We start from the raw sequence: 22,749 nt of genomic DNA, 5'->3' as shown, positions 1-22,749 counted from the left end.
AAGGTATCTGAGCGGGCAAGCCTAAGTGCAGGGTTATGTTACTTGCGTGCCTTGATGCCAAATAACGATATCCAGTACTGCCGTTGACGAAGCCCTGCTGGCCGGGTGCCGGCGCGGGAAGTCAGCGGCGCAGGATGGTTTCACGCCTATACAAAGCCTGGGCGGCGGGAAGGCTTGACCGGCAAGTGCACTGCCGCTTCCCCAGGGGCAAGTACCAGTACGTACGGCGCATGCTCAGGGGCTGCGGCAGGGGCACCTGGCCACCGTGAGGCAAACCGGCAGCCCCACGAGCGCCCATTTCAGCTGGGGAATGGTCGAGAATTGAAGCGCCCCATCAGCGAACCTGGCCGCGGGTCGCCCCGCCGGTACGGGCGAGTATACGGCTAAGCTTAAGCCGCTCCTCGCTCGGACAGCGGGCCCCGTAATACTAGCTGGCTTGCGGGAGCTGCTTAGCGGCCGAGGCGATGGCGGATCGCTTGGCGGCTGCCTCCTGCTCACTATCCGGAAACAGAAACTCCCCCTTGGTTAGCCAGGAAATCCCGAAGCTGATCAGGGCAATGCCTTCAAGCCAGAACACCGGCTTATACGGCCGAAGCGCGGCGGGTTCGTCAAGTAAAAAGTAAGCAGTGAGCAGGGCAATGCAAGCCGCCATTACGGTGCCGCAACCTCGGTAGACGCCATTGCGGATGCGCTTGCTTGGCGTGACGTAGTGATCCGTTCTGGTGAAGAGCACGAGCGAGAAGAGGGTAAAGATGGTAAACAACAGGGCCGCGCAGATGTAATGCACGGTCCCCACCCAGGGCGCCGGGGCAAGGGGCAGGCGGGTGCATACGGTGTAGGGTGGTTCTAGCGTGGTGGGAAAGAAAGCCACGCCCAAGGCAAACACGCTGGCGGCCCGACCCGCCACCGCATCCCACGGGGAATACGCCCGGTAGGCAAACAGGAAGAAGGCCACGATGCACAGCGTGCCGACGAATACGTCGCGCATGACCGTATGGTAGTACCCGCTGATCGAGCTTTGGATGTCGGGCCACTCGCAATTGCTCAGCGTTACGGAACCCAGGATCAAAACAAGGGGAAAGGCGATGCCCAGCCAGCCTACTGTCCGGCGCAAGGCGAAATAGGAAATGATAAAAGGCCGTTCCATAGGTAGCTTGATCGGAGTTGAAGTATCCTGGGTGATTAGGCTTTTTACGGTGCAGTTAGGCCTTTCCTAATTCCCCTACCCTGCCCGTTGCTGTTGTCCACGGGTAGTGAAAACAGCTACCTGACCATCGCCAACGGCCGGGGGCGCGGGGACGAGTTGGCCAAGTGCAGGCACTACGCGTCCCGGCGCACGGATGTCGAACTGGTGCAGGAATCTGACATTCGGTTTCTGCACTCCGCCCCGCCGCTTCATACAACCTGGGCTGGGCCCGGCCGCTACCACTTGGGTTTTGCCGACGAGTCATCTCCGTAGGTGTGCCGGCAGGACATTGCCTCCACCGAGAATTGTGCTACTTCGCCATTACAGCTGGAACACTTTACCCCCTGCCCCACCGCGGACTGGACGTCGAGCTAAACCCGGTGTTTATCTTGGCCGGGGCAGGCCCCGGGCCTGTAGCAAGCGGTCAAGCGGAGTGCCGGGGCGCAGCAGCGGGCGCAACTGGGCCCAGGTTAAACTCACGGTGTAGGCGTAGAAGGGCGCGTCTTCGGGCGCGGTCTGGTAGGTGGCCTGACAGCCGGCGGGCGTCAGCGCAAAGTCCTCCTCCGGCAGGGGCAGCAGTTCCGTGTCCAGCTGCAGCAGGGCGGCGTAGGCAGGGTCGCCGCGCCGGAGCTGGTTAGTGATGAGGCGCTGCACGGTGGTATCGGCTCCCGGCCGCAGCAACTCCAGCAGGCCAAATTGCCGGCCGGTGCGCAGATCGTAGACGAAGCTATTCCAGGTATGCTGCGCACGACGGTGGTCTACCACGCCTTCCTGGGTGTAGGCGGTGCTGGCCAGCAGGTCCTGCTCGTTAAGCGTGACCTCGAGCGACTGGTCGTAAATATTGGCCAAATCCTGGGAGCCGGCTACCTGGTCCAGGCCTACCCGCTCGCGGCGGCGGCGAACCGGCACCGGGCATTGCAGCGGTGCCAGCGCCGGGCGCAGGGTATCGGCGCCCAGCAGGTGCAGGTAGGTAACGGTGATGGAAGAACGGGCCGGCTCCCCCCAGGAGTTGAGACCTCGCCTGCCGCTCGTGTACTCGGTCAGCAGCTCGAAGCGCGCCGCCCCGGTATAATCTTCGCGCAAAGTAAACGGCTGCGGCGGGCTCAGCGCGCTGGCCTGCCAGGTGCCGCTCAGCACGGGCCCCAGCGGCTGGCTGGCGTGCCACACCTGGCCCGTGCCGGGGTAGGTTTCTTCGCGCAGCGTGAGGGGTGCCGCCGGCTTGAAAAGTCCCGCGGGACGGAGGTCGTGCTGCGCCCCGGTGGCCAGGTCGTAAGCGCGGGCCGCCAGGTCGAACTGGTGTTCTTTGGGCAGGTCGCTCAGCCGGCGAAAGGTAAATTCGACCACGACCGGCCGGCCCGCCAGTTCGCCCCGGTAGCGGCGGTAGAGCGTTTGGCCATCACGGGGTAGCGGCGGGCTGGCCGTGGGGCGGGGAGCCGGGGCGCTGCCCGCCGCCAGCAAGCAAGCCGTCACGGCGCAGAAGAAAAAGGAATTAGTCATCGGCAGGCCGCAAAATACGGCTGAGGGCAAGTCCAGAAAAGTCGGCTACGAACTTGGCTGCGGGCAGGAGTTGCTTTAACCCAAAACCCCTTGCTCGCCAGGAGCTCAAGCAAACCGATAGACTCAAAGGTATCGCCCGCCCCGCCGGTAAACTAAGTTGAGGATGGCGGCGGGGTGCGCCTCGTCAAGCCTTGATCTGCGCCGGAGATTTATCTGCACCAGCCGCCTTTTCTGCTGCCCGAAAAATCTTTTTCAAGAAAATTTTCCCCCACTTGTAACGCTCCCGGAATTTGCCGGTACTCCACTCAACCAACCCGCAAACCAACTTCTGGTGGCCGACTTCTACCCGAGCGACGACGCCCTGATGGCCCAGGTCCAGGCCAACGACCTGGATAAGCTGGCCGTGCTGTTCGACCGTTACCACCAACCCATATTCAACTATTTGCTGCGCCGCACCAACAACGACCGGGAAACCGCCGAAGACCTGACCCAAACCGTGTTCGAACGCCTGCTGAAATACCGCGCCAGCTACCAGCCCAGTCAGCAATTTCGGGCCTGGATCTACCAGCTGGCCCGCAACGTCCACATCGACCACTGGCAGCGTCAGCATCACCTGCGCACCTGCGACGTGGTGGAAACCGAGCAGCGCGGGCAGCTGGGCTCCTCGGCCTTCGCGGCCATGCGGGCCGCCGAACGCGACGAGCAGCTGTACGAGGCCCTCGCGCTGCTGCCCGATGCCCAGCGCGACATCCTGGTGCTAAACCGCATTCAGGGATTCAGCTACGAGGAGATCGGGCAGCAGCTGGCCTGCAGCGCCGGCGCCGCCCGGGTTAAAGCGCACCGGGCCCTGCAAGCCCTGCGAGCCATTTACTTTGCCTTCTAGCCATGTCTGACCGCCCTTCGCCCTACGATTGTTTTACCGTCGCGGACCTGCTGGTGGACTACGCCGACCAGGTGCTGCTGCCCGAGCAGGCCGCGCGCGTAACCGCCCACCTCAGCCAGTGCCCCAGCTGCCGGGAACAGGTAAACCAGCTCAGGGAGGTAAGCTACCGGCTGGAGGCCGTGGAGCCGGCCGTGCCTGGCCCGGGGCTGCGCACGCACTTCCTGCAGTTGCTGGAGGAGGAAAAAGCGGCGCTGGCGGCGGCGCCCGCGGCCCGGGTCCGGCCGCTGTGGCCGCGTGAGGCTACCCATTGGGCCCTGCGCATTGCCGCCGGCGTGGCGCTGCTGCTCACCGGCGTGGCGCTGGGCCACTGGGGCCGGCCCAACCCGGCAGCGGCCGTGGCCACAAGCCCGGCGCCGGCTCCCACCCGGCACGCCGTGCGACTGGCTGCGGCGCTGTCCGGCGAGGCGGCGCAGCGCTTATCGGCCAGCGACCGCATCCAGCTGGTGAGCAACGCCGCCGCGGCCGCAGAAGCTACCGACGCCCCCGGGGACCCCGTCATCCAGGCGCTCATCAACACCCTTAACTTCGACTCCAACGTGAACGTGCGCCTGGCCGCGGCCGGCGCCTTGTACCGGCTCCGGGCGGATCCGCGCGTGGGCGAGGCCTTTACGCAGTCGCTCTCCATTCAAACCGACCCCAACGTGCAAATCCTGCTGATCGAGCTGCTGGTGAACATGCGCGAGCGACGCGCTGCCGCCCAGTTTGAGCAGCTAGCCCAGAAGCCCGACGCGCTGCCCATGGTGCGTCAGCAGGCCGAATACGGCCTCGGCACCCTGCTCTAGCCCGTCCTTGCTTTTCCATCCCTGTTCCGGCTACCGGCCCGGCCTGCGCGCCGGGGTCGGCCGGGCCCTACGTGTACTTCCTTCTTGATATGAAAAAAGCACTCCTACTTCCCTTTGTCCTGCTAATGCTGGCGGCGCCGGCCCTTCGGGCCCAGGAATACAAGCTGAAAATCAGCGGCAAGGACCGTAAAATCGAGCTAGATATGCAAAGCAGCAGCGTGACGCTGGAAGGCTACAGCGGCAGCGAGCTCATCATCCAGGGCAATGGCTACCAGCCCGCGCCCAAGCGGGCCGAGGGCCTGCGCGCGGTGTACAACACGGCCGAGGACAACACGCGCCTGGGCCTGGCGGTAACCCAGAAGGACAACATCGTGCGCATAGTGCAGGCCTCGCGCAAAGACGCCAGGTACCTTATCCGGGTGCCCCGGGCGGTGGCCGTGGTGTTCAAGCAGAACAGCTATAACGGCGGCGACGTGGAAGTGCGTGACGTGGACGGCAACCTCGAGCTCAACCTGAAAAACGGCAACGCCAAGCTGCTTAACGTGGGCGGTGGGGTAGTCGCCAATACCATTAGCGGCAACATCACCGTGCGTTACGCCGGCATAAGCCAGGCCCCCAGCGCTGTTTCCTCGGTAAGCGGCGACGTGGACGTGACCATGCGACCCAACAGCAAGGCTACGCTGCAACTGCGCTCCATCAGCGGCGAGGTCTACACCGACCTGGACATCGACCTGGGCAAATCGGACAGCAATATGCGCCGGGTGGGCGGGCAACTCGTGCAAGGCACCATTAACGGCGGGGGCACCCAGGTGTCGCTGCAGTCGGTGAGCGGCGACATTTTCGTGCGCAAAGCCAAGTAGCCGCCTTACCGACATCACTCACTTTTAACTCCCCTTCGCCATGAAACCCTTTCGCCTCCTGCTCAGCTTATGCGCGGCCGGGCTGCTGCTGCCCGCTGCCCACGCCCAGAAAATCATCGAAAAAAGTGCTCCGGTCGGCGGTCAGCAGCAAGTGGTGCTGGATTTGCCGCAAGCCACCAGCATCAGGATTCGCGGCGGCAGCGGCCAGCAGCTCCGCCTGCGGGCCGCCGTGACCATCAACCAGAACAAGCTCAACGACGCCCTGCAGCTGAGTTTGCGCAGCGAGGGCGACCGGGTGCTGGTCAAGTCGGCCTTCGACGAGGCGCTGCTGCGCACGGGCCAGCCGGGCGACTGCCCGACCGAAACGGGCGGCAGCCAGACCTGGAACATGGGCGAGGGGCATAATGGCCAGCAAGCATACCGGGTGTGCAGCTCCGTGGAAGTTGAGATTGAGGTGCCCGAAGGCGTAGCCCTGCGCGTAAACACCATCAGCGCTAATATTGAAGCCACGGGCCTGACCGGGCCCCTGGAAGCCAAGTCAATCAGCGGCTACGTGGACGTTACCTGGCCGGCGGCCCGAGGCGCGAAAGTTGCCTTTAAAACCATCACCGGGGAGGTCTACACCGATCAGGACATTGCCTTTACCAACCGCAAGCCGGACGTGCCCATGGTTGGTTACGAGGTACGCGGGGCCCTGGGCACCCCCGGTCCCCTGGTGCGGCTCGAGTCCATCAGCAACGACGTGTACTTCCGCAAACGAAAGTAGCTCCCGCGTGAACCGGGCGCTGGTTGACTTTCGAAGCAAGTGGCTGCTGGTCCGGAAGCACTAAAAACGAAATGGGCACACCTACCGCCCAGCGCCACTTGCTGCGCCGCAGCAAGTGGCGCTGGGCGGTGGTTCTTTAACTCTATCCGGTAAGTCGCGACCTCGGCAAGCAAGTCGCCGCCGTCCGAGTGGGTACTCGTTTGACAGGGCAAGTTACTCGCGGTTCGAGCAACATATAATTTGATCTTCGACCATCCTCTCCCGCAAGCAGAGGTGGCGTTACCCCGATCAGGCGTGGAGCATAAACGTCCACTGTGAGCGGGAAGGGTTAACCCTTTAAACCAGACTGTCAGAGGCTTGTGGCTACCGAGGCAATTTGCCTTTTCCTCCTGGTGGACATCTAACTCCATCAACCCATACCACCTTGGCCGAACAATTAATACTTCCTTTTAAAAGCGCCATCAACGAATTCATATACCCCGCTTGGGTTTGCACCGCCAAACCACATGGCTCCCGTTTTGCTTCTGTAAATCGTCCAAATGTGGTTGCTCTCGATGCCGTCTTGTTCGGTGTAGTTGGTTAAGCGGTTACCGTCATATCTATAAACCCCAGATTCCCTGGTGCCAAACCAGATATTTCCCAAAGTGTCCTCGCCAATGGAGAAAACTCTTGTAAGAGAATTGGGCTTGGTGAATTGCGAATAAACGGTCGCTGAGGCAGGTTGCTGTTGGGGCAATTTAATTGCCTTTTGACCATCATATTTATAAACGCCCAAGCCATTATTGCCAATCCAAAGGTTCCCTTTGCTATCGGCCATAAGGCTACGAACATGCAACCCCTTGGCGTTTTCGGTAGTGCTTAAATATTCATTATTTATTATTTTGAAAGTGTTGCCGTCATACCCAATAACTGCGCTGTAAGTTCCAAACCAGATCGTTCCATCTTTACTTTTTACGAAGGGGGTCGAAATGGCAGCAATGCTTTTTAACTCCGAGGGGAACCTGCGGTATGAAAGCTTTTTTCCGTCGTATTGATACACCCCGGGCTGTTTTTCAAGCTCATTGTACCTATCCGTCTCATTCCCTTTAAACCAAAGCTCGCTGCCGGTCAAAGACCAGTCATTTGGAGAATGGTAATCCCTTTGCGTATAAACTGTCATTCCGCGGCCATCATACCTGCTTAGCCCCCGGCCGCATTCAAACCAGACTATCCCATCTTTATCTTCATAAATAGTCCGCACTTGGTTGTTGCTCAGTCCGTGCTCCGTTGTAAAATATCGTAGCCGGCCATTTTGAAGCAGGCATGCTCCTTCCGCATCGCTGCCAAACCAAGTATTTCCGTGGCTATCTTCCAGGATTGCCCGAACTCCAGATGTGAACTTCAACCGTAACGCAGGGGCAGTAGTTTTTGGCGTACCGGAGCGAGCAGTATTAATAATTTCCGCGCTCGTCTTTTCAGCTACTGCTTCTTTTTTTTCACGGCAAGCGAATGCTGTCAACAGCAGGAAAATAAAAGCTAATGGTGAGCTGGGTTTTAGCTTATGCATCGTTTGCGTCTGGTACAAGTCGCGCCCAACCACTGCGCGCGCTATCGTGCGGTTAAATGACAGGATACCTGTAACCTTAACCAGGTGACCGAACCGGCCCATTAACCATGCAGAGGTTATTTATCTTATCTGCAAACATGCAACTCGCCGCCCAGAACGGCGCAAGTTTAAGCGCTCAATTCCTGCTTGTGCATCACCAGCACTCCCGCGACCTTCTAATGCATCAATAGGTGCATAGCCATCGCTTCGGCCGCCTCGCCCATGAAACTAATTGCAAGCAGCCTGAAAAGTGTACTTGCAAATCCTGCCGGCTAGCTTCTACGCGGCCGGTTTTGCCTAATTTCGCTTTTTCATTTATTCTGCTCGGGCCCGGTTTTGCCCTCAACTGAGCTTTTATGCTTGCACTTTTACGTTCCAGCTTCCTGTGGCTCGGAATGCTGCTTTGCTTCAGCACCTGCACCAAAAAAGAGGATCCTGACGGCAAGCCCAATCCCGCGGGCACTGCCATAACCGCTACCCTGGACCAAAACAGCGTGAGCCCCGGCCAGGTGGTCACCCTGACTGTTTCGGCAGATCTGCCGGCGCAAGAAGGATGGGATATCCTGGTTGGCGGCCGCAAGCTGCGTGCCGTCCGCTTGGATGCGCGGCGTGCTTGCTTCCTGGTGCCCACCCTGGCCCCCGGTCCCATCAGCCTGGAGCTGTCGACAATGGGAATAAAGGCCGCACCGGCCTTAACCATGAACTCCTACACGCCCATTACGGATGCCGCCGCCGTGCTAACGGCATTTGATGGGCGGATGACTAAGGCCATTGCCCAGTTTGAAGCCCTAAGCAAAGACACGCTCAGCCCCGTAGCGGCGCAGGATGTGGCCTCGGTACGCAGCCTGCAGAAAACGCTGGCTGCGCAGTGGCAGACCTTAACGCCGGCCGAGCAGATCGAAGCAGCTTACGTGCTGCAGAAAATGACCTTTCAGGAAATCACCATTCCCCAGCGACGCGGAGTGGCGGGCATTACTTCCGCGGACCCCGGGAATGACTTCACGGCTATCGGAAAGGCGTTCGTGACCACGATGGCGTTTACGGCGGCCTCCATCGACGCTTTCTTTGTTTTTGCGGCCTCCCCGGACCCTGTTTCCAAGCTGGGTGCCGTAGCGGCCGCGGCGGTAGGGATCGTTTCGGTGGGCAGCTCCTTCAAGCTCATCGACGAATTGTGCCGCCGCTTCGACTTGATCGTCGACTTGAAATTGTTTGCCCTCGGGGGCTCTTCCACCCTGACGTTGGCCCAAGACCAGGGCACGCCCGCCGCAATTGATGCGACGGGCCGCACCTTGGCCGCCAGTGATGCCGGTAAAAGCTCCTTGCTGACCAGCATTGTCAAGGCCAATGAAAAGCTAGGCAGCCTGCACGAGGCTTTTGTCAAAACCTTTGAGCGCATCAAGGCGTGGCTTGGGTCTGCCAACCCGCCTTCAACCTACATAAATCCGGTGAAGGCCGCCGCGGCTACCGGTAAGCGCAAGCTCTCGGCGGAGCTGGTCAGAATTCAGAACGTTTCAAATACCGCGATTACGCTGGCAAGCTCGGTGGTCAACAATGCCCTGAACCTGAAAGCATCGAGCCCCACCATCAAGACGGATACCCCGTTCACGTTTGATGTCGTGTATGAAAATGCCGAATTAGGAATCAACGTGCGGCGCACCCTAAACGCCACCTTTACCAACCCCGACTCCATCGCTTACTACAGTAAGCTGGTGCAAGGCAACTGGGTAACCACCTGGCATGCGTACGGTTCCTTTCACCAGGAAGACGTCATTGTCTTGCAGGCCAATGGGCAGGGCAAGCGCTTGTCCGTTCGTACGCCAACCCGTTCGGAGGATTATACTTCCAAATGGGGCAGCGATCCGTTCTACGACATTACGTGGTCCGTTTACAAGAGCGGTAACGCCTACTACTTGCGCTTTCACGATAATCGTTGGACCACCAGTGTGCAGTATGGCCGCATAACGCCCAGCAAGCTGGAGTTTAAGCTCGACCACGGCTGGGCTTATACCCTAAACAAGAAGCAATAAGGTTCTCGCTCCGGCCTTGCTAAACCAGGCGGGGCAGTTTGCTTTAATTGCCCAATCCGTAAGCCCCAGCCCAATCGGCTGGGGCTTTTATTTAATCCGCTCAGGGCTTGCCTCCCGGAAGCCTGACCACGGTTCGTTGCGTTCAGAGGTGTCTGCCCTTTAATCCATCTTGCCCCGGCCTGCAGCACCCGCTCCGGTGCTTAAGCTTAGGCCCGGAGACGGGGGCGCAGCTAAGCGGAAAGTAAAACAGCTGGTGATTGAGAATTAATATACCAGCTTAGACCGGGGTGTTAACCAGGCGTAGCAGGCCAGCATCCCGCGCGAGGTGAAGTCAGCAAAGTCCTATATTCAGTCGCCGGGTACAGTCGAGCTGCAGGACTTCCTGCTGCAGCCGAAGTTGCATCAGTGCCTCCAGCTCATCCGCTTCGTCCTCTCTGCCAAATGTGGCCGCCAGGTCCTGCAGGTTGTTGCGGTGCTCCGGGCTCTCCCACCCAAACAAGGCCGGATAAAGTTCAGCAAACGGTTCGGGAGCACGGTCGGTGTACGAGTAGGGACCGGCTTTGAGCCTAAGCAAGGCGAGGAGTACGCCGACGGCATAACGCTGCTCCTGGGAGCTACCCAGGCGCTGGATCTCAGCGTACAGCTCCTGAAAGGTTAGCCCTAGGTTCTGCATACCCAGGTAGGCATACCAGCGCGTCCCGGAGCCGCTCCCGTGCGCTTCCCAGGCCGGGCTCAGCAGGGCCTGTTTAAAATAGCTGACCCCTTCCGCCCCGCAGAGGGAAAAGCCCAGCAATATGCCGGCGTTGCAATCAGTGGAACAGTACTCGGTACCCGATTGGTAAAGTCGGGCCAGCAGCTCCGCCCGATCGGGCAGCTTGCACACCAACGCCGGGATGAATTCCGGAAACAAATTTTTGCGGTACGTGGCCTCAATGGCAGCGCGGATCTGTTGCTCCAGATCCCGGCAGTCGACGTGCAGCAAACCCAAGGCGGCGTGTTTAGCCACGTTGTACCCAACCCCCGTTCCGAACGCGTAGCGGACCAGCAGCGGCTTGATACCGGAATCGCCCAATCGCGCTACCAGCGACAGCACTTCCGCTGGCGCGTCGGGCAGCAGCTCCCCCGCGGGGCAGCAAGCTTCCGTCAGTACCCGCGCGAAGCTTGCGTCGCCGTGCCGCTCGAACACGGGCAGCAGGCAAGCGTGCGTAGCAGCAAAAGGGAATTGCCGGTACTCGGCCAGCAGCGCGCGGGCGTCATCCGCGCTCCCGCCTAGCCATACCGCATTAACGAGGGCTTGCCGCACGGCGTCCTCTTGCTGCTCGGCCGGCCGCCGCAGATAGCGAATGAGTTCGGTGGTGCTGGCTAACATGGAAACGGGTATTTACCGCCGGATGCGCCCCGCCCGGCTTATGTGCACGTAGTTCGAAGTTGAAATAATCCCCGGAGCTAGACCGGGACTATTGCTCTACGGTGTAGGGCACCCGGAGACGGAAAGTTGAGTCGCGGGCTCCTGCGCGAACCGTGATGGTGCCCTCCCAATAAGCTTGCTGCGCGCGGCCCCCGCTTAGGGCCGGCGGTGACAACGCGACTTGTCCAATCCCATCGGGGCCGACCTCAATAGCCTTCCCGTTAACGGTCATGGCCAAGGCCCCGGGGTGGTACTTCACACTTGCCACGCTTACCTGGGCCTGGTACGTGTCGCCCGGAGCTACCGAGCTGGCTTTGGCACTCACGACTGGCCGCAGGGCCGTTTGCAGGCGAGTGGGCGTCACTTTGGTGCTCAGCTCTACCAGCGCTTTGTGCTCCTGGAGCAACACGGCCGCTTCGCAGCGGGCCAGGGCCGCCAGCGCTCCGGCCAGCGAGGTTTCGCCGAAATCGAAAGGCTCGAGACTTCCGGCTTGCCCGGCGCCGGCAGTTGCCGGCGTCACGCGCTGCAGCAGCTCCCCGTAGCGACGAAGCTGATGCTGCAGGCTATCGGCCGGGCCCGGGGAGGCCTGCATAAATTCGCCCGCGGCGCCGTGGGTAGCGAGTCGGGCAAGCGGATCTTCGTTGCGCGTGTGCTGATTTAACCGTTCCCGTACCGCGCGTAGGTAAGAGGTCAATGCCCGCGTGCTGTCGCGCAGCGCCTGCGCCTGGGCCAGGATAGCCATATCAGCGGGGCGTCCCGCGGCCCGGGCCTGGGCTTCCATTCCCTGCAGCCGCTCCGCATTGGCTTTGAAGAGATTGTCGCTGCTGTTGAGCAGGGCGCCTTCAAGCTGGTGCAGGCGAAGCAGGGCCGCAGCGTCCGCCGACGGACCCTGGCACGAGAAGCTGCCGGCTGCCAGCGGCAGCAGCAAAGCGGCGCAAGCCAGCCGCTTAATCAAACCGGCTTGAATAAACGAGCGGGTAAACGTCATCCACGGGGTCATTGGGCCTTGATTTGGTAGGGTACGCGCAGGGGAAAAGTAACGGGACGGCCGCGGTAGGAAGCCCGGAGCTTGCCTTCCCAGACCGCGGGCCCGGCCGGCGCATCCGCCGGCACGCGGAAGCTGACCCGCCCGCTCCCGGTGCCCGGATCCATCGCTACCGGAAGCCCGTTAACTTCCAGCTTCAGGTGGCGAACGCCCGGGGACGCCGCGGCAAGAAACAGCTGGGCCCGGTAGGTTTCCCCCGCCCGCACTGTTTGCGCTTCGGGTACGGCGAAGGGGGCAATCTTCTCAAAGAATAAGCCTCTAGGCCCTACCCGCTCACTTAGCTTGGCCAGGGCATCGTGTTCAAGGCGCAGCACCCGGTGCTCGTGCAGGCTGAGCATGGCCGAGCTGCTGGCCTCGGAGTTACCCTTGAAGTAGAACTCGCCAAAGCTTTGGTCGTTGAGTTGTTTGCCCGCCACGCTCTGGATGTCCATATCGTCTTTGACATCCAGACCCAGGGATCCACCGGCAGCCGGCACGTACTGCTGCACGTACTGCGCGTAGCTGCGAAGCCGCCCTCGCAGCGTGTCGGCCTCGCTGCCTGTCAGCGAGCCGGCATCACCGGCCGAAGCCGGCGCGTGCAGGCGTTGGCGCAGCTGGCGCAGGTACGCTAGTTCCGCGCTCGTCCGATCGTGCAAAGCGAAAACCTGCTCACGCAACGCGTCATCCGAGGCGCCGTGCTGATCGAATACCTCGCCTAGCAAGTCAAGCCGCTCGACAGAGGAAGCGGCTTGGGCCTGGTTAACGGCTTGCAGAGCAGCATCCAGCTGCTCTAACTGATGCCGGTCGGCATCGGAGGAGGCAGGCCGGCAGGCTCCCACGCAGCCCAGCAGCAGCAGGAAGCAGCGCCGGCTAATGAGCGTAAAGGTTCGGTACATAGGCAGTAGCGCGGGCTAAAAAAAGCCAGCGACCGCGAAGATAACCCTGAACGGGTGCTATTGGGGCGGGTGCTGGCTTTGCGCGCTGCGCCGCTGAGGGGCAAGCAACTCAGTTACCCATTCTTTTGCCCGTTTCCATTCAGCTATATGTAATTTTGAATCACAAGCAAGCGAAGCTATTTGGACCGGTTACTACCGCGCTCAAGCTTTGCTGCTTGAAAGTTTCTGCCTTTCTCGTCTGGCCGGCAACCCTGCTGCGCCAAGCCCGGTCTTGCTTTCTGTCAATGCAATATTCCTGCTTTCCCCCGCGGGTACCTTTCAACGCCGGTTTACTTTCTTCGGTACGCCTCAAGGCCCAGCGCAAGCAAGCCAGCTTTGTCGGGATGGCGTCCTTTCTGCTTTTAAGCCTTGGGCTTATAGGACCGGTGAGCGGCCAGATTGTTGCCGCCGGGGGAACGTACACAGCCGTCATTCGCGCCGATAGCACGCTTTGGAGCTGGGGCAACCTGACCTACGATCCGGGCTGGGAATCCCCTCCTGATCGGAAAACAGGCCCCGCTCCGCAAGGCCACACGGTGCGCTGGCAAAGCGTGGCGGTAGGCGAGCACCATGCCTTAGCCGTGCGCCGGGACGGCACGCTGTGGGCGTGGGGCAGCAACGCCCGCGGGCAGGTATGCTTGGGCGGCACGGCTCGGGTCAGCTCACCCGTGCAGATTAAGTCGGCAAGCACCTGGCGGCAGGTTGCCGGCGGGTACTCTCATTCGTTGGCGATCAGGACCGACGGCACCTTGTGGGGCTGGGGTTACAATCGCGCCGTCCAGACCAGGGATGTAAAGGCTGCCAACCAGGCCCGATCCGCGGCGGGTAGCAAAACGGCGTCATTGCCGGCGCCCATGCCCCTTGGCCCGCCCGGCGCTTCCTGGCGTAGCGTAGCGGCCGGGGAGCGCTACACGCTGGCGCTGAGGTCCGACGGCACGCTGTGGGCTTGGGGACAAATTGAGGACAGAAGTGTTGAAACCTGGGCAGATCCCCAGCAGGCTGCCTCGATTCCATGGCGCGGCCCGATCCAAATAGGCACTTCAACTAGCTGGCAAAGTATCGCCGTGGGGTATGATTACGCTCTGGCCTTGCAGCAGGACGGCACCCTTTGGGCCTGGGGTAACAACGAGCATGGGCAGTTAGGGCGCGGAGATCAAAGTTATGCCCCGAATCCGGTACAAATAAGCCCGGGGGTGCGCTGGCAATGCCTCGCTGCCGGGCGCTCCCACACCTTGGCCGTGCGCCGCGACGGCACCCTTTGGGCCTGGGGTCATAATGACGAAGGCCAGCTGGGCGACGGCACCACAAGCACTCGTTTAAGTCCCGTGCAGATCGGCACAGACTCAGCGTGGCGAAGCGTTGCCGCCGGGCGCTTTCACTCCGTTGCCGTGAAGCGGGACGGCACGGTCTGGACCTGGGGAAACAATGACGCGGGGCAATTGGGCAACTCTGCTGAGAGTACCCGTTCGCCGCAGCTGGTCTCCGCCCTGCGATAACCAAGCAAATAAAGCTGTTGAGGATGCTCCTGCTTTCAGGTTCCCGTAACCGCAGCTCTCTATGTTGCCTGTGCAAAGGCGGGGAAGCCAGGCGAGAATAAAACCGGGGCTCAGCGCCGCTTTCGCACCGTGTTCGAAAACTCACCGCTGGGTCACAAGACCATTGCCCCGGACCTGAGCATCTGTCAGGCTAACAATGCACTGGCCCGCATGCTGGGCCTGAGTAACCCGGCCGAGCTCGCAAGCCGCTGCTTCCTGGAGGGTGACCCTGCCCACCACCGTTACGAGTGGAACGTGCTGGAGGAGCGGGTCTGGTTTCACAAGACGCTCAGCTCCACGCTGGGGAACTGCCTGGTGCGTCCCGACGGACCTCCTTCGGGTGCGGGATTACTTTTATCCTGGTTCCGGAGGAAGAAGCGGAGTTAGGGAGACACTGCCCTGGAGAAAATTAGCCTGCGCCCGGCCGCGGAAGCCGCCCTGCCGCGCCTCTACGACGCGCAGGAAACCGTCATGCACCTGATCGCCCACGACCTGAAAAGCCCGCTGACCAATAGTCAGATGCTGGTGGAGGTGCTCAGCCTGACTTGGAGCTGCTGGCCACCTGTTCGGTCGGGGCGCCGCAGAAAATGCGGGTGTTTCCGGAAATACAACTGCGAGGTTGCGGCGAAACCAACAACCGGCTGCTGCTTGTGCTGCACCTAGGCGAGCGGGATGCCAATCGTTAGATTAAGCAGGGCACCGGCCTTAATCTCTTTCTGAATGCCCGCCTGTTTGTTTATCGGATGCAGCCAAGGGAAAAGGCCTCAAGCTTACGCTCGAGCTGTTGGCCCAGGTGGTCTATGCCCCCGTACAGCCGGAGAAGTGTGCCCGGGTAATCGACAACCTGCTTGCCAACGCCCTGAATTTTACCCCGGCGGGCGCGGCTTGCCGTGCAAGGCAGGGGCCTGGGTAGTCCTGTCGAGCTGCAGGAATGCTTTTTCGACAAATTCAGTGCGGCGGCTCGCGCCGGGCTTCACCGGGACACAACCACCGGCCTGGGTTTGTTCATCACCCGGCAGGTCGTGAAGCTGCCCGGCGGCAGAAGCTGCGTGCCATTGCAAGAGCACGTGGGCACTGCCTTCCTCGTGGAGGTGGCGTAGCGGTTGGTTGCGGATGCCTAGCTTGCAGGCAGTGACCATCGCTCGTTGCCGGCCAGCGCGGAAATCAAGCAGCGCTGCATTCCCGAAGCGGCTTTGGCCCCTTGTGGCAAGCTTTAGCTTGGCGCGTGGGTAGGCCCCGGGCGCCGGGCCCCGCCGCCTGTTCCCCTTGCTTCTGGGTTAGCCACTTGAAGGCCGCGGGCCGGTTAAAAAACAGGGCGACCTCGATTTGGGAGCCGATCCGCCCGCGCAGCATTGCTTCGCCGGCCTGCTCACCAAAGGAGCCGGCGCGGGCGACGTGGGCCAGGTACCGAATGCCGGCTGCGTGGGCCCGGGGCAGCCATTCTTCCTCCAGCCAGGCCACCGAATCGGCCCAGGGGCCCGAAAAGCCGGTGTTGTCATTCAGCCGGTAGGCGCAGTGCGTACGTTCGTGCACTTCCAGCCCGGCAACCACCGCGTTTCTTAAGTCCTGCTGGGTTGCTGCGCCCTGCCACTCGGCCTCCACGATGTTGGCGGCGCTGTTGTACTCAATTCGGTAGAACACCCGCCCAAAGATATTTTGTACTTCCCGGTACATAGTAATGCGGCTATAGTCGGGGTTTAGAATAAAGGTACCAAAACTTTCGGGGTGCCAGCGAATCAAGTTCCCAGTTGGCAGCCCTGGCGGCCGCTTAGGTGGATCCGGGGCCCGCCCCGGCGATAGGTACCGCTGCCCGGCTTCCTCACTTGTTATTGCTTCCGGGTTAAAGTCGCTGCCGGTGGTGCGCCGCTGAACTGGCCTGCGCGGCTGCTCAGCGGGCAAAACCCGGCAGAAGCGCAAACTTGCCCGCCTTTCGTAAACTCAAACGCTGGTGTTCTTGACGGGCTCCCGTATTCGTTTTAAGGCCGAGGCGAGGTGACGGCTCGACCCCGCAACGTCCTGCGGCTCTGCGCATCCACTGCCGACACGCTTAACCTGGGTTCGGCCACATCGGCGACCGGCACGGCCGGCGGCGGATGATGCTGCTCTCCATGGCCCTGATGACGGCGGCCATGCTGGCCACGGCGCTGCTGCCCACTTACGCGCTGCTGGGCGCCCCAGCCGGATGGCTGCTGCTGTTGCTGCGCTGCCTGATGGCTTTTTCGGTTGGCGGGCAGTACACCGGCGTGGTAGCCTACCTGCTGGAGGGTGCCCGCCGAGCCCCTGCGCTACACCCTGCGCCACCACCGCGCCGCCATGCTGCGTACCTTCTCCATCTCCGCCCTGGGCTCAATCACTTACTACGTGGGTATTATCTACGTTCCGACTTTTCTGGCCACCACCGGGCGGCGCGGGGAAAGCGAGGCGCTGGGGTTGTCCACGGTTGCCGCCGTCGTGGTAATTCTGGTTACGCCCCTGGTCGGGCTGATCTCCGACCGGCTCGGCCGTCGGCGCGTTTTGATCGGCTTGGCCGGCGCCAACGCCCTGTTGCCCATCACCTTGTTTTCGCTGATGCACGCCGCTAGTACCCCGCAAGCGGTGTTTGGAGCGGTTGTGCTGGCCGTCTTGGCCGGGGGAGTAAGCGCCGTGGGCGCGGCCGCTACCGCCGAGCAGTTTCCCGGCGAAGGACGGCTGAGCGGGCTGGCCCTGGGCGCAGCGGCCGCCACAGCCGTGTTCGGCGGGCTGACGCCCTTCGTGGCCGAGCTGCTCATCAATCGCACAAGCTGGCCGTTGGTACCCTGCGCCATGATTGCCCTGGTTGCGGTGCTGGTGCTGCCCGTATTGTTTACCATGCCCGAGACGGCCTTCGCAAAAAAAAAAGGCCTAAGCAGTCCGGCAGCGAACCCCGGCCATTACGCCCTGCTGCTTGTTTAAAGCTAAAAGCCGCTGCCTTGCAATTGCCTGGAAATAGTGCAAACTTCAGCCAAGCAATTGTGATGCTACCCGATCTACCTCTAGAACTGCCAGCCGGCGGCGCACCTGGCCAATTTTCATAGCATGAAAAATCCTTTTCTGCTGCTTACCCTGCTTGGCTTGCTGACGGCCCCCGTCCTGCGGGCTCAGCAGCCGACCGGCAAGGAACACGCTGCTGCTCTGCCCGTTAGCTCTGCCAGCAAGCTTATCACGTACACCAGCGTGGTAGAGGTGCCCGGCGCCAGCCGGGACGAGCTTTTTACGCGCGCGTCCCAGTGGGTGAGCACGGCCTACAAGTCCAGCGTCTCGGCGCCGCAAACCATCGACAAGGAAGGGGGCAAAATCATTATCCAAGGCTTTACCCCGGCCAAGCTCAAAGCTTTGGGCATCAACAGCACCGCGGGTAACGTAACGCACACGCTCTCGCTTTACGTCAAGGACGGCCGCTACAAGTACGAGTTCACTAACTTCTACCACGAAGGAATTGCCCTGCCCCAGGGTGGGGTGAGTACCGGCGGCGCCCTGGAAAACGCCAAGCCTGCCTGCGGGCCCATGATGATGCTCGGCTTTCACTGGCGCAGCATCAAGGAACACACCGACGAGCAGGTGCGCGAGCTGATCAGCCAGCTGACCACTACCATGGCCAGCAAAGCCAAAGACCCCACCGACTTCTAAACTCCGCCGATACGCTAACCAGGGCCGCGGCAACCAGTCCGGCCGTCAAACCGGACTAGGTTGCCGGCATTCCCCGGGGCTTTACCGGGTCGCGGGTTTAAAGCTGGCCGGCAGCCGCTCGCTTAGCTTCACGTCGCTGAAAGTAATGGTCGTGTAATTGCCGGGTTTAAGGTAGAGGTAGCTGAGGCGGGTGGTCTGGCCCTTCCATTCCCTGAGCTCTCCCTTGATTTCGTCTTCCCAGGTCGTCAAGCTGGTGCCGAAAACTTCGGAGAACTTGCCCACAATGCCGTGCCCGTCGGAGAAGGTTCGCGGCAGCAGCTCCACGGCGGCCAAGCGGCCCCGGTAAAAACGGTAGGTAATGGCCTGCAGCTGGTTTGAGCCGATGGCCAGCTCGTCCGTAGATCGCTTGTATTCCTTGACGTCGCCCGCGTCTTTGATTAACTGCAACCCCGCAATTGCCGTAACCGTGTCGGCCAGCTTAACGTCACGGAAGCCGTGCTTGGCGTCGAGCTTGTCGAGGTCGGACTTCAGCTGCTGGGCCGTGGCCGAGGAGCTGGCAAGAATGAGGGCCGTAAGGATCAGTGGCAGGCGCAAGGGGAGCACAGGTTTATAGTCGAACGGTAAACATACGGCGGTTTCAAGCAAAGCCTGATTTTCTTGCTCCTGCTCCGCCTCCCTGATGTGGTCATAGTCGCCTCCGCCGGGATTTGCCCGGCTAAGGAAAGAACCGGACGCTGGGGCAAGCTTTCACGACAGTGGGTATCGTCTATCTTCAGGTTGCACTGCCCCTTGGCTACTGGCGGCGCGCTCGTTTGCGGGGCGTCGCGGCGGCCGGGACTTTTTGCCCATCCTTGGCGGAAGCAGCGGGATTTGGTCTAGCCGCGCCCGCATCCGCCTGCGCCGATGGTGCGAGGCCGGTTAACTGCCGCAGGTTCATGCCATCGGCATCAATCAGGTACAGTTCGTGCCGGCCGGTTATATCCGTGTAAAAAGCAATGCGGCGGGAGTCGGGCGACCAGGCGGCTTCGTAGCTGATAAATCCCGGCTCGGTCAGCGGTATGGGCTGGCCGGGGCCGTCCACTGGGGCCACGAACAAGCGTCCTTTGGTGCCGTAGATAAAGCGGCGACCGTCCGGGGCTACTTCGACGTAGCCGTACGGCTCAGGCCGCGCGAACAGGCGCCGCCGCGCGCCCGTTTCCGGGTGCACGGCCCAGGGGCCCGGCTGGCCGTCGATGGTTCCTTCGTGAATGACCTCGCCCGAGGGTGCCCAGCTGGCGTGGGAGTTGTTGCCGGGCAGCGCGGTAATGCGCCGGGTACCGGAGCCATCGGCGCGGGCGACGTAGATTTCGCCGTTGCTGTCGCGCCCCGAATCAAAGGCCACGTAGCGGCCGTCGGGGGACCAGGCCGGGTGGCGGGCAAAGTACGCCGTGGTATCCCGGCCCCGCGGGAGCAACAAGCGCTCGTCCGTGCCGTCGGGCCGGACGGTGTACAAGGTGAAAAAGCCCCCGCGGTCTGAATCAAAGACAATCCGGCCGTCGGGTGCCCAGTGCGGGTGGGTGCTGTTGCCGCCCCCGGTCGGTACCCGCCGCTCGTTGGTGCCGTCGGCATCCAGGGTGTAGAGCTCCCCCGCCCCGCTGCGCCAACTCTCGAAGACGAGCTGTCGGCCGTCGGGCGACCAGGCCGGGTTCAGGTTGATAAACGCCGACTCGACCGCAGGCGGCTGGCTTTGTAAGGCAGCGGCCCGCTGCGTGAGCTGGGGTTCCGACATGCCCGGTCCGGGCAGGGACGAAGCTCCGTTCTTGGCCGGCGCAGAAGCGTAAGCAGGCACCGGGCCGGAAGTTGTTTGTCCCATCGCGTACGATCCCACGAGCAGCAGGCAGGTGGCCAATCCGTAAGCGCTTAGTGCGTTGCTCATGTACCTCGGCGTTTTATCCTGAAAAAGTCAATCAGCTTAATGACTCTGATGTGGACTTGCCGTTGCACCAGATCCGCCCGGTGGCGGACGCAAGCAGTTGGAGATGCAAAGCTTTCACGCTGCGGTAGTCCGCCGCGCTGCTTGGTAACAGGGCCGGGACGCCTGGGCGTAGCCGGATACTCTGCGGGTACGTGTCCCTGTCAATGCTTGCACCCGACCTGAACGCAACGCTGGCCCGCTAACTGCGGGCGCCGGAAGCCGTACCCGATTCGGACATCGTCATCTCGCCCGAGCCGAGGTTATTTTGGTTTATCTCGGGCGCCAAGGCAGGCAGTGAACCGACCATGACCTTCGGGCAATTTTCGTACTTCCCGACCCGGAATACCACGGAATACTGACGGCGCAATCAGGCTTGCGGGTGCCGCACCTGAATTGGTTAAGCCTGACAATATCTGGGCATCAGAATATACAAGGTCCGGAGCCCAATCGTACCTTGACGGGCCCGAGTCAAGCAGCTAAGCGTCACTTGCTTGGAGTCAAGCCGGGCTTTTGTATAACCTTCTTCCCGATGCACATACGCCGCAACATCCGCGCGGGGCTGATCCTGCGCTTTGCCTGGAAAAACCTGCTGGGCTTTCTGCTTTGGTCGGGCCTGGTAACGTTCGGCTACGAGTACCTGCGAGCCCACCACGGACTGGACATCCGCCTGCCGTTCCTGCCCCTGAGCACCATCGGCATCGCCGTGGCCTTTTACCTGGGCTTCAAAAACAGCCAGTCCTACGACCGCTTCTGGGAGGGCCGTAAGATCTGGGGCAGCATCGTCAACCAGAGCCGCGCCTGGGCCAGCCAGGTGTGCGGTTACGTAACCGACCCGGTTGCCTCTGATTCGGGCGCCGCGCTGCGGGCGGTGCGCCGGGAATTGGTGTACCGCCACCTGGCCTGGATCAACGCCCTGCGGCTGCAGCTGCGGCGCACCACCATTCACGACCGGGAGAACGCCAGCTACATCCCGGATCTGCACTTGCCCCGGGCCGCGGCGCATGAGCCGCGGGTGGAGGACTTTCTTTCGGCGGACGAGCACGCGGCCGTAGTGGGCGCAGCCAATCCAGCCGCCCAGCTGCTGCACCGCCAGGCCCTGCGCCTGCAGGAACTCCGGGCCCTGGGGCTGCTCGACGACTTCCGCCACGTGGACCTGATGCAAACGCTCAAGGAATGCTACAATCAGCAGGGCATGTGCGAGCGCATCAAGAACACCCCGTTTCCGCGGCAGTACGCCTACTTCAGCACCCTGTTCGTGTGGATCTTTGTTTGGCTGCTGCCTTTCGGACTGGTGAGCGAGTTCAGCCGGCTCGAACCCCGTGGCTTCGTGTGGCTGACCATTCCCTTTTCCGTGCTGATCTCCTGGATCTTCACCACCATCGAGATTGTGGGCGACAACTCCGAGGACCCGTTCGAGAACTACGTCAACGACGTGCCCATGACGGCGCTCTGCCGGGGCATCGAAATCGATTTGCGGCAGATGCTGGGCGAAACGGAAGTGCCCGCCCGCATCCAGCCCGTGAACGACATTCTCCTTTAGCGGCAGTAAGTGCGCATCAAGGCTCGTAAACGCATGCTTGTTGCCGCTGGACAGGTTCCTGGGTTTTCCGATTACGATTGTGGCGCGGACGGAGTGCCGGAGGGTTTGGCCGGACGCGATTTCCGCGCACCATCCCCGTAAAGCCATGCCCGGGACATCCGCTTTTGCGTACCCCGTTTAGCCGCTCGGCCCGACCAGCTCGAGTGTCCACCTACCCTCGTTATTTCCCGACCGCCGTTCGCATTTTGTGGCGGCTTTTGCCTAATTGACTGCCTGGAGCTCAGGCCTACTGCACCGGAGGGGGCAAGACCACCGACGGTCTCAGGCGTACGGCTACCGCGCGCCCGTTCTGCCTGCCCGGCTGCAGGCGGGGCAGGCGCCGCACCTCGGCCAACACGGCCGAGTCAGCTACCGGGGAGAGACTTTCTTCAATTTGGGCCAGGAATAGGCCACCCCGCGGGCCCACCACGAAGCTAACCACCACTATACCCTCTTGCTTGGTTAACTGAGCTCCCAGCCGGCGTGCCGTGCGGTTGGTCAGCGTGTCGACCAGCGCAATTAACCCACCCCCGGTGGGCAGCTCGGGTAGCTGTTCCACGTAGGAGTAAACCCGGGCCGAATCGGTACCCGGAAACAGGGCGGCCGGTTCGGGCGGCAGCTCTTCGCTGGGTAGCGGCTCCGCGGGCCGCGCAGCCCGGCCTGCTATAGGGCCCCACCCGGACACACCGTGGATAAACCAAGCCAGCAGGAGCACCGGCAGCAAACCCAGCAACACGGCGATGGCATCGTGAAAGCGCCGAGCGAGCAGTAGCCTCAGCACGGTGAGTACGCCCACCAGCAAAGAGCCGGCCAGCAGTAGCAAGCTTTCTTTTAAGAACCCGGAGTTGCCCTTCGAGTACAGTGCAAACTCGATCAGCACCACGCCGACCACCACGCCGCAGCTCAGCAGAAAGCTGCCCGCCAGGAAAGCCAAAGTACCCCACGCAGTGCTTTTGGACGAAGCGGGGGACGGGTCGGTGGATGAAGGCAGGGGCATGGGCGCGCTGATATTTGGTAAATACG

The 22,749-nt window shown here is 61.7% G+C and carries 20 protein-coding genes and 2 pseudogenes; 12 read left to right on the top strand and 10 right to left on the bottom strand.

The features are described 5' to 3' along the window. Positions 1-427: 427 nt before the first annotated feature. Positions 428-1,147, bottom strand: a complete 720-nt coding sequence (locus tag ASU33_RS04040) for a hypothetical protein (RefSeq protein WP_059068473.1) — start codon at positions 1,145-1,147, stop codon at positions 428-430. 423 nt (positions 1,148-1,570) lie between these two features. Next, the gene (locus ASU33_RS04035) at positions 1,571-2,683 is read right to left on the bottom strand and encodes a hypothetical protein (RefSeq protein ID WP_059068471.1); all 1,113 of its coding nucleotides are present in this window, start codon (positions 2,681-2,683) and stop codon (positions 1,571-1,573) included. A 331-nt stretch (positions 2,684-3,014) separates the two neighbouring features. On the opposite strand from ASU33_RS04035, the gene ASU33_RS04030 reads away from it, so the two are divergent. The 4 genes from ASU33_RS04030 (at position 3,015) to ASU33_RS04015 (ending at position 6,034) form a co-directional block, all read left to right on the top strand. After that, entirely contained in the window at positions 3,015-3,566 is a 552-nt protein-coding gene (locus ASU33_RS04030; RefSeq protein WP_059068469.1) for an RNA polymerase sigma factor, read from the top strand. A 2-nt stretch (positions 3,567-3,568) separates the two neighbouring features. Next, a complete protein-coding gene (locus ASU33_RS04025) occupies positions 3,569-4,408 on the top strand; it encodes a zf-HC2 domain-containing protein (RefSeq protein WP_059068468.1) in 840 nt (279 codons plus the stop codon). Between the two features lie 89 nt (positions 4,409-4,497). Further along, positions 4,498-5,268, top strand: coding sequence for a DUF4097 family beta strand repeat-containing protein (locus ASU33_RS04020; protein WP_078062863.1), 771 nt, complete (start codon positions 4,498-4,500; stop codon positions 5,266-5,268). Positions 5,269-5,308: 40 nt separating this feature from the next. Then, a complete protein-coding gene (locus ASU33_RS04015; RefSeq protein ID WP_059068464.1) occupies positions 5,309-6,034 on the top strand; it encodes a DUF4097 family beta strand repeat-containing protein in 726 nt (241 codons plus the stop codon). Positions 6,035-6,470: 436 nt separating this feature from the next. On the opposite strand, the gene ASU33_RS04010 is transcribed toward ASU33_RS04015, so the two are convergent. After that, the gene (locus ASU33_RS04010; RefSeq protein WP_160328127.1) at positions 6,471-7,580 is read right to left on the bottom strand and encodes a ligand-binding sensor domain-containing protein; all 1,110 of its coding nucleotides are present in this window, start codon (positions 7,578-7,580) and stop codon (positions 6,471-6,473) included. A gap of 395 nt (positions 7,581-7,975) precedes the next feature. Between ASU33_RS04010 and ASU33_RS04005 the strand changes: the two genes are divergently transcribed. Next, the gene (locus ASU33_RS04005; protein WP_149867037.1) at positions 7,976-9,646 is read left to right on the top strand and encodes a hypothetical protein; all 1,671 of its coding nucleotides are present in this window, start codon (positions 7,976-7,978) and stop codon (positions 9,644-9,646) included. Between the two features lie 331 nt (positions 9,647-9,977). Here ASU33_RS04005 and ASU33_RS04000 read toward each other — a convergent pair whose 3' ends face one another. From ASU33_RS04000 to ASU33_RS03990, 3 genes are all read right to left on the bottom strand, one after another. Beyond that, on the bottom strand, positions 9,978-11,015 hold the full coding sequence (locus tag ASU33_RS04000; protein WP_059068458.1) for a hypothetical protein: 1,038 nt from the start codon (positions 11,013-11,015) through the stop codon (positions 9,978-9,980). A gap of 88 nt (positions 11,016-11,103) precedes the next feature. Beyond that, the gene (locus ASU33_RS03995; protein ID WP_149867036.1) at positions 11,104-12,054 is read right to left on the bottom strand and encodes a hypothetical protein; all 951 of its coding nucleotides are present in this window, start codon (positions 12,052-12,054) and stop codon (positions 11,104-11,106) included. After that, on the bottom strand, positions 12,051-12,974 hold the full coding sequence (locus ASU33_RS03990; protein ID WP_059068454.1) for a hypothetical protein: 924 nt from the start codon (positions 12,972-12,974) through the stop codon (positions 12,051-12,053). Before ASU33_RS03990 ends, ASU33_RS03995 begins: the two co-directional genes overlap by 4 nt. Before the next feature lie 125 nt (positions 12,975-13,099). Between ASU33_RS03990 and ASU33_RS03985 the strand changes: the two genes are divergently transcribed. The 3 genes and pseudogenes from ASU33_RS03985 to ASU33_RS21895 all read left to right on the top strand — a co-directional run bounded on the left by ASU33_RS03985 (position 13,100) and on the right by ASU33_RS21895 (position 15,648). After that, complete coding sequence (locus tag ASU33_RS03985) at positions 13,100-14,509, top strand: RCC1 domain-containing protein (protein WP_149867035.1); 1,410 nt, start codon at positions 13,100-13,102, stop codon at positions 14,507-14,509. Positions 14,510-14,635: 126 nt separating this feature from the next. Continuing rightward, positions 14,636-14,935: pseudogene (locus ASU33_RS21900) on the top strand (PAS domain-containing protein); the annotation flags it as partial. Positions 14,936-15,438: 503 nt separating this feature from the next. Then, positions 15,439-15,648 carry an ATP-binding protein gene (locus tag ASU33_RS21895; protein WP_059068450.1) on the top strand — a complete coding sequence of 70 codons (210 nt, stop codon included), beginning with the start codon at positions 15,439-15,441 and terminating at the stop codon, positions 15,646-15,648. 64 nt (positions 15,649-15,712) lie between these two features. On the opposite strand, the gene ASU33_RS03975 is transcribed toward ASU33_RS21895, so the two are convergent. Then, positions 15,713-16,222: a hypothetical protein gene (locus tag ASU33_RS03975; protein WP_149867034.1), complete on the bottom strand. Its 510-nt coding sequence runs from the start codon at positions 16,220-16,222 to the stop codon at positions 15,713-15,715. Positions 16,223-16,641: 419 nt separating this feature from the next. Between ASU33_RS03975 and ASU33_RS21890 the strand changes: the two are divergent. From ASU33_RS21890 to ASU33_RS03965, 3 genes and pseudogenes are all read left to right on the top strand, one after another. Further along, positions 16,642-16,758, top strand: a pseudogene (locus ASU33_RS21890) (hypothetical protein); the annotation flags it as partial. A 55-nt stretch (positions 16,759-16,813) separates the two neighbouring features. Next, on the top strand, positions 16,814-17,479 hold the full coding sequence (locus tag ASU33_RS03970) for an MFS transporter (protein WP_059068444.1): 666 nt from the start codon (positions 16,814-16,816) through the stop codon (positions 17,477-17,479). Between the two features lie 123 nt (positions 17,480-17,602). After that, positions 17,603-18,193 carry a DUF4468 domain-containing protein gene (locus ASU33_RS03965; RefSeq protein WP_059068442.1) on the top strand — a complete coding sequence of 197 codons (591 nt, stop codon included), beginning with the start codon at positions 17,603-17,605 and terminating at the stop codon, positions 18,191-18,193. 81 nt (positions 18,194-18,274) lie between these two features. Here the strand turns inward: ASU33_RS03965 and ASU33_RS03960 are convergent, their stop codons facing one another. Further along, the gene (locus ASU33_RS03960) at positions 18,275-18,787 is read right to left on the bottom strand and encodes a hypothetical protein (protein WP_059068440.1); all 513 of its coding nucleotides are present in this window, start codon (positions 18,785-18,787) and stop codon (positions 18,275-18,277) included. Between the two features lie 199 nt (positions 18,788-18,986). Next, the gene (locus ASU33_RS03955) at positions 18,987-20,060 is read right to left on the bottom strand and encodes a TolB family protein (RefSeq protein ID WP_160328126.1); all 1,074 of its coding nucleotides are present in this window, start codon (positions 20,058-20,060) and stop codon (positions 18,987-18,989) included. Between the two features lie 616 nt (positions 20,061-20,676). Between ASU33_RS03955 and ASU33_RS03950 the strand changes: the two genes are divergently transcribed. After that, positions 20,677-21,687, top strand: coding sequence for a bestrophin family protein (locus ASU33_RS03950; RefSeq protein ID WP_059068435.1), 1,011 nt, complete (start codon positions 20,677-20,679; stop codon positions 21,685-21,687). A 286-nt stretch (positions 21,688-21,973) separates the two neighbouring features. Here the strand turns inward: ASU33_RS03950 and ASU33_RS03945 are convergent, their stop codons facing one another. Continuing rightward, positions 21,974-22,723, bottom strand: coding sequence for an energy transducer TonB (locus tag ASU33_RS03945; protein WP_059068433.1), 750 nt, complete (start codon positions 22,721-22,723; stop codon positions 21,974-21,976). Positions 22,724-22,749 lie beyond the last annotated feature (26 nt).

It is taken from the genome of Solirubrum puertoriconensis, from assembly GCF_001483135.1.
GTDB classification, from domain to species: Bacteria; Bacteroidota; Bacteroidia; order Cytophagales; family Hymenobacteraceae; genus Solirubrum; species Solirubrum puertoriconensis.
The sequence above is the reverse complement of the archived record's forward strand: the minus strand, read 5'-3'. Positions and strand labels throughout refer to the sequence as shown.

Coding starts and splice junctions, on each gene's coding strand:
- ASU33_RS04040 (WP_059068473.1), bottom strand. CDS start 1,147: ATGGAACGGCCTTTTATCATTTCCTATTTCGCCTTGCGCCGGACAGTA.
- ASU33_RS04010 (WP_160328127.1), bottom strand. CDS start 7,580: ATGCATAAGCTAAAACCCAGCTCACCATTAGCTTTTATTTTCCTGCTG.
- ASU33_RS03975 (WP_149867034.1), bottom strand. CDS start 16,222: ATGTACCGGGAAGTACAAAATATCTTTGGGCGGGTGTTCTACCGAATT.
- ASU33_RS03950 (WP_059068435.1), top strand. CDS start 20,677: ATGCACATACGCCGCAACATCCGCGCGGGGCTGATCCTGCGCTTTGCC.
- ASU33_RS04025 (WP_059068468.1), top strand. CDS start 3,569: ATGTCTGACCGCCCTTCGCCCTACGATTGTTTTACCGTCGCGGACCTG.
- ASU33_RS04005 (WP_149867037.1), top strand. CDS start 7,976: ATGCTTGCACTTTTACGTTCCAGCTTCCTGTGGCTCGGAATGCTGCTT.
- ASU33_RS04000 (WP_059068458.1), bottom strand. CDS start 11,015: ATGTTAGCCAGCACCACCGAACTCATTCGCTATCTGCGGCGGCCGGCC.
- ASU33_RS03965 (WP_059068442.1), top strand. CDS start 17,603: ATGAAAAATCCTTTTCTGCTGCTTACCCTGCTTGGCTTGCTGACGGCC.
- ASU33_RS04035 (WP_059068471.1), bottom strand. CDS start 2,683: ATGACTAATTCCTTTTTCTTCTGCGCCGTGACGGCTTGCTTGCTGGCG.
- ASU33_RS03945 (WP_059068433.1), bottom strand. CDS start 22,723: ATGCCCCTGCCTTCATCCACCGACCCGTCCCCCGCTTCGTCCAAAAGC.
- ASU33_RS04015 (WP_059068464.1), top strand. CDS start 5,309: ATGAAACCCTTTCGCCTCCTGCTCAGCTTATGCGCGGCCGGGCTGCTG.
- ASU33_RS03995 (WP_149867036.1), bottom strand. CDS start 12,054: ATGACCCCGTGGATGACGTTTACCCGCTCGTTTATTCAAGCCGGTTTG.
- ASU33_RS03990 (WP_059068454.1), bottom strand. CDS start 12,974: ATGTACCGAACCTTTACGCTCATTAGCCGGCGCTGCTTCCTGCTGCTG.
- ASU33_RS04020 (WP_078062863.1), top strand. CDS start 4,498: ATGAAAAAAGCACTCCTACTTCCCTTTGTCCTGCTAATGCTGGCGGCG.